The organism is Tardiphaga sp. OK246, from assembly GCF_900188215.1.
GTDB classification, from domain to species: domain Bacteria; phylum Pseudomonadota; class Alphaproteobacteria; order Rhizobiales; family Xanthobacteraceae; genus Tardiphaga; species Tardiphaga robiniae.
This window is the reverse complement of record NZ_FZOX01000016.1, coordinates 25,816-34,368: the sequence shown is the minus strand read 5'-3', so window position 1 is coordinate 34,368 and position 8,553 is coordinate 25,816. Positions and strand designations below refer to the sequence as shown.

Here is an 8,553-nt window from a genome sequence, read left to right as displayed (position 1 = left end):
ATCGCCATGGAAGTGCACCTGATCGTGCCGATCGCGATGGAAGAGAAGCTGCGCTTCGCCATCCGTGAAGGCGGCCGCACCGTCGGTGCAGGCGTGGTGGCCTCGATTATCGAGTAATCGATATAGGCGGCGGGCAGGGGCTTGTTCCCTTGCCCGCCGTTTTGATTCCGGCGGGATTTGATTTCGGAGGGGGCGCTTCGCCTCTTGCAAATCAGGCGTCGCATATGCTTCAAACGGCGCGGAAATGACGGTGCGCCGTTTTCCTGTAGGGGTGTAGCTCAGTTGGTAGAGTACCGGTCTCCAAAACCGGTTGTCGTAGGTTCGAGCCCTACCGCCCCTGCCATTTTAAGTCTTTGAAATATCGATATATTTTAGCCTAAGCGCGCCTTTCAGGCGGGTCTCCGACTGCCGCTCAGCTGAACTGCCGCTTTTGCGGCGCTGCCACCACGCGGTCGCGGCCGGTATCCTTGGCTCTGTAGAGCGCAAGGTCGGCGCGCGCCAAAATGTCTTCCGGCGTATCGTTGGGCCTGATGGCGCTGATCCCGGCGGATATCGTCAGAGTCAAATCCTGCGCAATCGCTGACCAGTTCAGTTCCGTGATCAGGCCGCGCAATCGATCGAGCGTCTGGATCGCAAGATCAATGTCGGTGTCCGGCAGGATCAGCAGAAACTCCTCGCCGCCCTGACGGCCGAACCTGTCGATGGTGCGGATATTGGCGAAGACAGAGATGGCGAAGGCGCGCAGCACTTCATCGCCCACCGGATGTCCGAAGTGATCATTGATCTTCTTGAAGTGATCGAGGTCGATGATCGCGATGCAGCAGGTTGTGGCGTTGCGCTGGGCCTTGGCGATCTCGTCGTTCAGGCACTTCATGATGTAGCGCCGGTTCAATGCGCCGGTGAGCTCGTCGAGTTGCGCCAGTTCCTCGATCCGCACATTGGCAGCCGCGAGGTCGTTGCTGCGACGATACAGCAGTTCGCGCATCGAGCTGCCGTAGAGGCCGGCGCTGGCACAGCGGCCGAGCGCACTGACGAAACAGGCCAGCGCCAGAGCGCGCTCGGTCGCGGTGGCCATGGGAATGCCGATCGGCTTGTCGGTCATCAGGAAAAGTAGTGCGAGGCCCAGCGTTGCGGTCGACCAGACGATGCCGGTCTGGCGCGCACTCATGCGGAGTGCGGCGAAGCCGAGCACGACGAAAATGATGGAGATGAAGTAGAAGCCGATCTGCGGCACGAGATAGATCGCGCCGATCTGGACGATGATGCTGACGATGGAGAGGGGGACCGTGAGGTAGGGGTCCTTGAAACGGTCGTTGACCTGGATTTCCGAGAGATAGGCAGCAATGCCGACCACAGCGAGCCTGATGGCCAGATACACGACCCCCGTCGCCACGGTGGTCACGCCGATCATGGCGTACAGCAGCAGGATCGCGGCATCGATCAGATAGCTCGACGCCTGCGCGATATAGGCGGTTCGCCGCCGCGCGATCCGCAATGCCGAATCCTTGCGGAGGTCCCTCGTGGAGGCGTCGGTTCCCTCGGACAGGGTGGTGATGCTGGTCATTCGCTGATGCCCGTCGCATTGCCGATCAAACAAGCAATCTGCCGATCAAAACATTTAGGTCTGCTAATACATCCACTTACTGGAGTACCTGGGTAGCTTCTCGCGTTTTAGTCTGGCCGCGGGGTTAATGGAATCTGACGATCCGCGGGGCAATTTGCTCAATAGGCTGATGGCCATGTCCGACATCGGCTTTGCCAATCATGCGCGATCGTGCTGCTCCCCGCGTTTGCGTTTCTGCGTCCCTGCGGCGTGCGGTCGCGGCGATGAACCTGGCTTGCCGCGCGCGCGACACACCCGTTGGGAATTTCAGCCGGAAGTCGAGAATGAAATTACTTGTGACGTTCGTCGTGGGGGCCACGACGTTACTGGTGTCGTCCTTTGGACATTTGTCATTGAGTCATGGCGCTCATGCCGCCGACCTGCTCTGGCAGGTGGAAAGTCCATTTCGCTTCTTCAAGAATGCAGCATCCTTCGCGATGTATGAGCGCGGCTATCCTGCTGCGCGCAACGAGATGGTGCTGCCGCCCGCCGATGTGGTGTGGCGCACCGAGCGGCGGCTGAACGATCCCGATTGCCGCGACATGACCAGCCCGACCAGTTGCGCCGACACCGCGCGGGCGCGCTACGATCGCTCGCGTCTCGGCTGGGCGTCGCAGACCGTCGACGCCGTCTGCTACGACAGCCGGCAGGGCCGCTATCTCGCGAGTTGCGACCGGCGTTATTCGTGGGGCACGGCCAAGGAAGATTACGTACTGCCGGATGCGCATACGGTGCTGATCCGGCTGTCGCCCGAGCGCATTGCCGAAGCTGGCGCATATGATTGCGTCTGGAGCTGGACGCCGCGGCGGCCGGGCAGCAGGACCGAGTCCACAACGCAATCCTGCGCGACGCCGCTCAAGATCACGCGCCTGCCTTATGCCGTCGATCGCAACCTGTCCGGTGCATCGGTCCAGGTCAAATTGCCCGACGGTCGAATGTTGAACGACCCGCAGGTCGTCGTCGAGGATCTGTTCATCGTGGCGCTCGGCGATTCCTTTGCCTCGGGCGAAAGCAATCCGGACGTTCCGGTGACATTCAGCGCCGTCCGCGAGATGGTCTACGATCCCACCCTGATGCGCGAGGAGATGGCGACGCGCAGCACCGCCAAGTCGCTGCAGAAACTGACCCCCGCTGCACCGGTGGGAAGTTTCGACTACAAGAACCTGCCGCGGCGCAAGCTCGCCGACGAGGAGCAGGAGCTTTATTTCCCGCTCGCGTCTGCGCAGTTCGACAAGGCCTTCAACGCTGCCAATCCGCGCTGGCTCAGCCCCGATTGCCACCGCTCGCAATACGGCTATCCGTTTCGCGTCGGGCTGCAACTCAGTTTGGAAAATCCGCACCGGTCGATCACGCTGGTAAGCCTTGCCTGCACCGGCTCGGAGGTCACCGAAGGTCTGTTCCTCGAGAAGAAGGCGCGTGAGGGCGCCGGCAACGCGATGGTGCGCTCGCAGCTCGATCAACTTGCCGATCTGATCTGCAAAAGCCCCGCGGGTCGCACGCAGCGTGCGACTTACAATCTGCCGACTTATGCGAGCGGCAGCGTGCAGGTTGCGAATACGCCGGTAACAAAATCCTGGTGTGCGCCGAACGAGCGAAAGCGGCCGATCGATACGCTGCTGCTGTCGATTGGCGGCAACGATGTCGGCTTCTCGCCGCTGATGGTCTATGCGATGACCGAATCCGCCGGCGATCTCGCACCGATCGCGAACCTGCTCGGCAAGCAGATCCGGTTCTCGCCTGATGTGTCGCGCGCCTATATGGAGCAGCTCGACGAGCGCATGGTGGCGCTCCGCGATGCCTTGCGCGACGGCTTTGGTGTGGCGCCCGCGAAGGTGTTGCAGACGGCTTACGAGCCGATCCAGTTCGACGAGACAGGAGCCTTGTGCGGCGCGCAGCCGACGCTCGGTCTCGACGTCCACAAGAAGCTGGTGCTGTCGCGCGAACGGCTGGCCGAGACGGTGAGCTTTCTGAACGATTTCTTCGCCCGGACCGCCTGCATCACCAACGGACGGGGCGGGGGCTGCCCGGCGCTGGCGACCGGCGCCGGAACCGGCTTCCAGCTCATCACCGATCACCAGAGCGAATTTGCCAAACGCGGGCTCTGTGCGCGCGATCCGAAGCGGCCGCAGGCGGACGGCGAGGCGATGGCGATGCCGCGACGCTGGATCGGCAAGGAGGAGTTTACGCCATATTCGCCGGCGGCCTATCTGCCCTATGCGTCCCGCTGGCGCCTGTTCCGGACTCCCAATGACGCGTTTCTGACCGCAAACGTCCATTCGCCGGGCTTTACCCAGTTCGACATCCTGCAGCCGGTCTATGCGGCCATGTATAGCGGCGCGGTGCACCCGACCGCGGAGGGCCACGCCATCGTCGCCGATCATGTCGTCCGGCACGTCCGTGCGGCGGTCGGCAGACCGTCGCCGGGAGTGGGTGCGCGCTGATCCAGGTGGTATCCGGTGGCGGGGAGGGTTCCCGCCGGTCCGGCCCGGATACCTTGACCTTTGGTCCGGTCCGAAGTAGGAAGCTGCACTCGCTGTCGGCCCGGTGACCGGATATCCGACGCGGCAAATCCCCGAACGAACGAGCCCGCTTGGCGGCTCATCCTTGAATAAAGGGTTGGGCGCAAGAGGGCTGTTCGGATTCTGAAACCAATTCAATCGTCTCACGACGGATGCGGATCACATAACGATGGCGTTCAGCCCGTTCAAATTCCTGCAGGAAGTGCGCACCGAGACCAACAAGGTCACGTGGCCCTCGCGACGCGAGACGACCATCACGACCATCATGGTTTTCGTCATGGTGGCGCTGTCGTCGATCTTCTTTTTTGCGGCGGATCAGGTCATCCGCTACCTCGTCGCCTTTTTGCTCACGATGCACTGACGGAACAGAATTATGAGCATGCGCTGGTACATCGTTCACGCCTATTCGAATTTCGAAAAGAAGGTGATGGAGTCGATCAAGGAACAGGCCAAGCAGCGTGGCCTGGAAGACCTGTTCGAACAGATTCTGGTTCCGGTCGAGAAGGTCACTGAAATACGTCGCGGTCGCAAGATGGACGCCGAGCGCAAGTTCTTCCCGGGCTACGTGCTGGTGAAGATGCAGCTCACCGACGAAGCGTTTCATCTGATCAAGAACACCCCGAAGGTCACGGGCTTTCTCGGCGCGGAAAACAAGCCGATGCCGATTTCGGAAGCCGAAGCGATGCGCATTCTGCACCAGGTGCAGGAAGGCGTGGAGCGCCCGAAGGCGTCGGTGTCGTTCGAGATCGGCGAGAACGTGAAGGTGGCCGATGGTCCGTTCGCGTCGTTCTCCGGCGTCGTCGAGGAAATCGACGAAGCACGCTCGCGCGTGAAGGTCGCAGTGTCGATCTTCGGCCGCGCCACGCCGGTCGAACTGGAATTCGGTCAGGTCGAAAAGGTCTGATCGCAATAGCGTGAGGTTCGCCTCGCGTTTCTAAGGCCGTGGGAGGAAGAGGGCGGTTGCCAACCGCTTGTCGACCGAACCACGAAACCTGAAACAGCCGGTCGATGACCGGCACAACAGGAGTGACACATGGCAAAGAAAGTGACCGGATACCTGAAGCTTCAGGTGCCGGCCGGTGCGGCGAACCCTTCGCCCCCGATCGGTCCCGCGCTTGGTCAGCGCGGTTTGAACATCATGGAATTCTGCAAAGCGTTCAATGCGCAGACGCAGAAGGAAGAAAAGAACACCCCAATCCCGGTGGTGATCACGATCTACGCCGATCGTTCGTTCACCTTCGCCCTCAAGACCCCCCCGATGTCCTTCTTCATCAAGAAGGCCGCCAAGCTCACCTCCGGCTCCAAGCTGCCGGGTCGTGACAAGGCCGGCGCGGTGACCAAAGCGCAGGTGCGCGAGATCGCCGAAGCGAAGATGAAGGATCTGAATTGCGACACCATTGAATCGGCCATGAAGATGGTTGAGGGCTCTGCCCGTTCGATGGGTGTCGAGGTCGCGGGGTAAACGGTCATGGCAATTGGAAAACGTTTGAAGAAGGCCCGTGAGGGCATCGACCGCGAGAAGCTCTATCCGGTCGCCGAGGCCATCAAGATGGTCAAGGAACGCGCCAAGTCGAAGTTCGATGAGACCATCGAAATTTCGCTGAATCTCGGCGTCGATCCGCGTCACGCCGACCAGATGGTCCGTGGCGTCGTCACCCTGCCGAACGGCACCGGCCGCACCCTGCGCGTGGGCGTGTTCGCCCGTGGCCCGAAGGCTGAAGAAGCCAAGGCTGCCGGTGCAGACGTCGTCGGTGCAGAAGACCTGTTCGAGAAGGTCCAGGCCGGTCAGATCGATTTCGATCGCTGTATCGCAACCCCCGACATGATGCCGCTGGTCGGTCGCCTTGGTAAGGTGCTCGGTCCGCGCGGCATGATGCCGAACCCGAAGATCGGCACCGTGACCATGGATGTCACCGGCGCAGTCAAGGGTGCCAAGGGCGGTTCGGTCGAGTTCCGCGTCGAGAAGGCCGGCATCGTGCAGGCTGGTATCGGCAAGGCATCTTTCTCGGAAGAGAAGCTCGTCGAAAACATCAAGGCTCTGGTCGACGCCGTCTCCAAGGCGAAGCCGGCTGGCGCGAAGGGCACCTATCTGCAGCGCGTTGCCGTGTCTTCGACCATGGGCCCCGGCGTCAAGGTTGAGACGGGCACCGTGCTCGGCTAAGCCGGAACAAGGCTTGCAAGAAACCAGGGCGGAATCGGGCAACCGGTTCCGCCCTTTCTTTTGTCTTCCGCTCTTTAGACCCGCAGGAATGCCCCCAAAGGATCGTCACGATGGCCGAGAAGGTTCTGATCTATTCGCGTTTCCCGAAGTCCCAGATGGTGCGCATCGGCGAGCACTTCGATCTTCTAGACGCTGCAGGCAAGCCACCGCTGCAGACCTTTTCCCCTGACCAACTGAAAGACGTGCGCGCGCTGATCACCGCGGGCGGTCAGGTGCTCAAGGCAGACGTGATGGACATGATGCCGGCGCTCGGCGCCATCATCTGCTACGGCACCGGCTATGACGGCGTCGACTTCAAGGCTGCGGCCGAGCGCAAGATCGTGGTCGGCAACAGCCCGGGCGCGAATGCGGCCTCGGTCGCCGATCTGGCACTCACGCTGATGCTCGCGGTGACGCGGCGCTTGCTGCCTGCGGATCAGTATTTGCGCGAGGGTGGCTGGTCGTCGGCAAAGCCGTCGCCGCTGATGTCGCCGCAGCCCGGCAATCCCGGCCGCAGAGTGGGCGTCTATGGCATGGGCGAGATCGGCCGCAAGATCGCATCGCGCGTCGCGGCCTTCGAATGCGATGTCGCCTATCACAGCCGCAGCAAGCATGATGTGCCGTATCGCTATGAGCCAAGCCTCGAAGCGCTGGTCGAATGGTGCGACGTGCTGATGATCGCCGTGCGGGCAGGGGCCGATACCAACCGCATCATCGATGCCGCGATGCTGAAGAAGCTCGGCGCCAATGGCGTGGTCGTGAACATCTCGCGCGGCTCGGTGATCGATCAGGCTGCGCTGACAGCGGCGCTGACGGACAAGACCATCGCCGGCGCCGGCCTCGACGTGTTCGAGAAGGAGCCCCACGCGCCCGACGCACTCACGGCTTTGCCGAATGTCGTGCTGACGCCGCATATCGGTGGTCACACGCTCGATTCGCACACGGCGATGCAGGACTGCGTCATTGCCAATCTCGACGCGTTTTACGCGGGCAAGGGGCTGCCCTACGCGGTGGCGGTTTAGGGCAGCTATTCGGTGATCTGAAAGCTGGTGAACAGGTCAACCACGCTCTGAGGCGCGTTGTCGTTGAAGAACAGCTTCAGATTCCGGTCGGTCTCCGCGGCAACAGACGCGCTGCGGGGAAAGAGCTCCGTTTCATAAGCGACAAGCGCGGCTTCCACATCGTCTGGATGAGCGGCGAGAGCGAGCCCAAGTTCAGCACCGTCGAACATTGCGAGATTGGCGCCTTCGCCGGCGAATGGTGACATCAGGTGCGCGGCATCGCCGAGCAGCGTCACGCCGGCTATGCGATCCCATCGGTGTTCGATCGGCAGCGCATAGATCGGGCGAAGCACGGGGGCGACCTCGCTGTCGGCGATCAGCGCTGTCAGTTCCGGAGCCCAGTCCTCGAATTCCGCGGCGATGCGGGTGAGGGCACTCGTCCGGTCGGAGAAATCGATGCGGGCAATCCAGTCCTCCGGCCTGTTCAGGGCCACGTAGCCTTGCAGTGTTCCATCGGCGTGTCGGTGCGCAAAGATTCCCTGGCCCGGCGCAATCGCCATCAGTGTGCCGCCGCCAACCGCTTCCGCGCTCGCTTTGTGACGGGTGTCGGCGTTGAAAAGAAACGTCTCGATGAATGAGGTGCCGACATAGGCCGGTTTCTCCCCGGAGAGGAGCGGGCGAACGCGTGACCAGGCACCGTCGGCGCCGATGAGGAGATCGGTCGATACCGTTGAGCCATTGGAGAAAGTCAGTGCGTGCCGCCCGCCGCTGAGCGGAGACGCCGCTGCAAGTTTGTGTCCCCAGCGGATCGTGTCGCCAGGAAGGGAATCGAGCAGAATCTGGCGAAGCTCTCCGCGATCCACCTCGGGTCGACTGCCGTTGCCCATGTCGGGCCTGTCAAACAGCAGCTTGCCGTCCTTGTCGCGTATGCGCTTGGCATCAGCACCGACGATGATGATGTCGCGGAAAGCTTCGAACAATCCCGCAGCCTTGAGGGCGAGCTGCCCGTTATATTCGTGAATATCGAGCAGGCCTCCTTGTGCCCGCGAGTCGGCCGAAGCTTCAGCTTCATAGATCGTCGCAGCGATACCGTGAACATGCAGCACGCGGGCAAGCGTCAGCCCGCCGAGCCCCGCGCCGACAATCGCCACATGAGTATTCATTTCGCCACCTTCGCAGTCGCAGGCTGTCCCGGGACATTCCCCAAGACCTAGAATGGAACGTCATTCC

General features: G+C 61.9%; 9 protein-coding genes and 1 tRNA gene. 8 read left to right on the top strand and 2 right to left on the bottom strand.

What is annotated here, in order from left to right:
* Together CHC01_RS31650 and CHC01_RS31645 are read left to right on the top strand one after the other, a co-directional pair.
* Nucleotides 1-117, top strand: a 117-nt coding sequence (locus CHC01_RS31650) for an EF-Tu C-terminal domain-related protein (protein WP_502695694.1), incomplete at its 5' end; no start/stop codon positions are given.
* Between the two features lie 150 nt (nucleotides 118-267).
* Nucleotides 268-343: transfer RNA gene (locus CHC01_RS31645), tRNA-Trp, on the top strand.
* Between the two features lie 69 nt (nucleotides 344-412).
* Here CHC01_RS31645 and CHC01_RS31640 read toward each other — a convergent pair.
* Entirely contained in the window at nucleotides 413-1,564 is a 1,152-nt protein-coding gene (locus CHC01_RS31640) for a GGDEF domain-containing protein (RefSeq protein ID WP_089268283.1), read from the bottom strand.
* A 323-nt stretch (nucleotides 1,565-1,887) separates the two neighbouring features.
* On the opposite strand from CHC01_RS31640, the gene CHC01_RS31635 reads away from it, so the two are divergent.
* From CHC01_RS31635 to CHC01_RS31610, 6 genes are all read left to right on the top strand, one after another.
* Complete coding sequence (locus CHC01_RS31635; RefSeq protein WP_141137219.1) at nucleotides 1,888-4,044, top strand: SGNH/GDSL hydrolase family protein; 2,157 nt, start codon at nucleotides 1,888-1,890, stop codon at nucleotides 4,042-4,044.
* Between the two features lie 247 nt (nucleotides 4,045-4,291).
* Nucleotides 4,292-4,483, top strand: a complete 192-nt coding sequence (gene secE / locus CHC01_RS31630) for a preprotein translocase subunit SecE (RefSeq protein WP_068731532.1) — start codon at nucleotides 4,292-4,294, stop codon at nucleotides 4,481-4,483.
* A 12-nt stretch (nucleotides 4,484-4,495) separates the two neighbouring features.
* Nucleotides 4,496-5,026: a transcription termination/antitermination protein NusG gene (gene nusG, locus CHC01_RS31625; RefSeq protein WP_068731530.1), complete on the top strand. Its 531-nt coding sequence runs from the start codon at nucleotides 4,496-4,498 to the stop codon at nucleotides 5,024-5,026.
* Between the two features lie 129 nt (nucleotides 5,027-5,155).
* Nucleotides 5,156-5,584, top strand: a complete 429-nt coding sequence (gene rplK, locus CHC01_RS31620) for a 50S ribosomal protein L11 (RefSeq protein WP_068731528.1) — start codon at nucleotides 5,156-5,158, stop codon at nucleotides 5,582-5,584.
* A gap of 6 nt (nucleotides 5,585-5,590) precedes the next feature.
* The gene (gene rplA / locus CHC01_RS31615) at nucleotides 5,591-6,283 is read left to right on the top strand and encodes a 50S ribosomal protein L1 (protein WP_089268281.1); all 693 of its coding nucleotides are present in this window, start codon (nucleotides 5,591-5,593) and stop codon (nucleotides 6,281-6,283) included.
* Between the two features lie 110 nt (nucleotides 6,284-6,393).
* Complete coding sequence (locus tag CHC01_RS31610) at nucleotides 6,394-7,344, top strand: 2-hydroxyacid dehydrogenase (protein WP_089268280.1); 951 nt, start codon at nucleotides 6,394-6,396, stop codon at nucleotides 7,342-7,344.
* Nucleotides 7,345-7,349: 5 nt separating this feature from the next.
* On the opposite strand, the gene CHC01_RS31605 is transcribed toward CHC01_RS31610, so the two are convergent.
* Nucleotides 7,350-8,486, bottom strand: a complete 1,137-nt coding sequence (locus CHC01_RS31605; protein ID WP_089268279.1) for an FAD-dependent oxidoreductase — start codon at nucleotides 8,484-8,486, stop codon at nucleotides 7,350-7,352.
* Nucleotides 8,487-8,553: the final 67 nt, after the last annotated feature.